Here is a 1,922-nt window from a genome sequence, read left to right as displayed (position 1 = left end):
ACTCGTCCTACTATATCCCTTGGTAGCACTGGTGAAGATGTGAAAGATTTACAAAAAGTTTTGAATGCCACTGTTGCTGATACTAGCTTAGTAGTTGATGGAATATTTGGTAATCTTACAAAGGAAGCTGTCATAGCTTTTCAAAAATACTATGGTTTAACTGCGGATGGAATTGTGGGTTCCCAAACTTGGGCAGTAGTAGATACAATTGTCCGCGCTACTATATCCCTTGGTAGCACTAGAGAAGATGTAGAATATCTACAAAGACGGTTAAAAATGGTATTGGATTTGGTTCTTTGGTAGTTGATGGAATATTTGGTGTAGCAACAGAAGAAGCTGTGAAGAAATTCCAAAAATTCAATGATTTAACTGTGGATGGAATTGTTGGCAGTCAAACTTGGGGAAAATTAGAATTGATCGATGTTTAGAGTTGAATTCACTAATCAAAACTAATCAGGACTTACGCTAGGGCGCTATACATAGCCTCTACTAATTGAGGCGATATAGCTGTCGCACTTGCTCCCTCCGCCAACGCTATAAATTTTCAAGCGATATAGCTGCCGCACTTGCTCCCTCCGCCAACGCCTCAATATTTCTGCCATTCTTAAAGCAAGAGAAAAAAATACCTATCAAATAAAAATAGCCCTGAATTTTAAAGATACTACTGCTCCATTTCATTAATTTTGATGGGTTTAATTCTATATTAATGAAATGGACCACTAGAGCAAAGCTTTGGTAATTGTCGCTGGGTATGGAATTACTGTCTGAACTTGATGAATGAAACGTACAAAAACACTGTTCAATAATTAATAATTAATAATTAATAATTAATAATTATTAATTACCTCTTCTTAGAAAGAAGAGGATTGACTAAAAGGATTTTTTTTCTTTTTTCTCCATGAATGGAGAGGCTTTATACCTTAATTTTTCGGTAAAGGGCTATCGGGTTATGAGGTGAAAAAACTTATACCTGGTCTTAAAAAAGAGTATAAATGGTTAAAGTTAACCTATTCTGAGTGCTTACAACAAGTCTGTTGAAATCTAGGTGTTGCCTTTAACAATTTCTTTGAGAAACTAGCTCAATACCCTATTAAATCAAAGCATGGTAAGCAATCTATTCAGTACCCTCAAAATGTTACGGCTCTTAAAAATAGCTTAAAACTGCCAAAGATAGGAGAAGTTAAAGCTATTATTCATAGACTTATTGAAGGTAAAATCAAAACCGTTACTGTATCTAAAAACCGCTGCTATCAATATTTTGCTTCTGTATTGTTTGAGGATTCTCAAGAAAAAACAGCAGAACGCACTGATGGTAAAGCAATAGGAATTGACGTTGGTTTAAGTCATTTCTGTATTACCAGTGATGGCTCTAAGTTTGAGAATCGAAAAATTTTAACTAAACATGTTCATGTCGGCTAAGAGCTGAAACGGAATTTCAAACGGAAGCAACAGCAATTATCTAGAAAACAAAAAAGTTCTAACAACCTCAACAAAGCTAGAAAGAAAGTTGCTAGAGTTCATCGTAAAATTGCTAAGTGCCGTGAAGATTTTCTGTACAAGTTATCGCGTAGGATAGTTGATGAAAACCAAGTCATAGTAACTGAAAATCTTAACGTAAAAGGAATGATGCGCTCATCATTGTCTAGCTAAGGCGATAGGACAAGCTGGATGGGGAATGTTTATGAGTATGCTGAAATATAAAGCAGAAAACGAAGGTAAAGTTGATCAAGAAGTTGATAGATTTTTTCCCAGTTCCAAGACAAGTCATATTTGCTTAAATCAAGTTGGAAGCTTACCTCTTGATGTCAGACAATGGACTTGCGAGAACTGTCACACCAAACACGACACAGATGTTAACGCTGCAATTAATCTCACAGATGAGGGACTACGAATTTTGACCTGTGGGACGCGGGACAAAGCCG

Annotated in this window: 2 protein-coding genes and 2 pseudogenes; all 4 read left to right on the top strand. The window is 36.1% G+C overall.

What is annotated here, in order from left to right; translation table 11 throughout:
• Window positions 1–303, top strand: a 303-nt coding sequence (locus F6K22_RS39755) for a peptidoglycan-binding domain-containing protein (protein WP_293110558.1), incomplete at its 5' end; no start/stop codon positions are given.
• Window positions 297–428 (top strand): peptidoglycan-binding domain-containing protein, encoded by a 132-nt coding sequence (locus tag F6K22_RS39750; RefSeq protein ID WP_293110557.1) that lies wholly within the window; start codon window positions 297–299, stop codon window positions 426–428. The genes F6K22_RS39755 and F6K22_RS39750, both read left to right, overlap by 7 nt.
• A gap of 303 nt (window positions 429–731) precedes the next feature.
• Window positions 732–806, top strand: a pseudogene (locus F6K22_RS42865) (helix-turn-helix domain-containing protein); the annotation flags it as partial.
• Window positions 807–930: 124 nt separating this feature from the next.
• Window positions 931–1,922 (top strand): annotated as a pseudogene (locus tag F6K22_RS43305) (RNA-guided endonuclease InsQ/TnpB family protein); the annotation flags it as partial.

The organism is Okeania sp. SIO2F4, from assembly GCF_010672385.1.
Classification (GTDB): Bacteria; Cyanobacteriota; Cyanobacteriia; order Cyanobacteriales; family Microcoleaceae; genus Trichodesmium.
The sequence above is the reverse complement of the archived record's forward strand: the minus strand, read 5'-3'. Positions and strand labels throughout refer to the sequence as shown.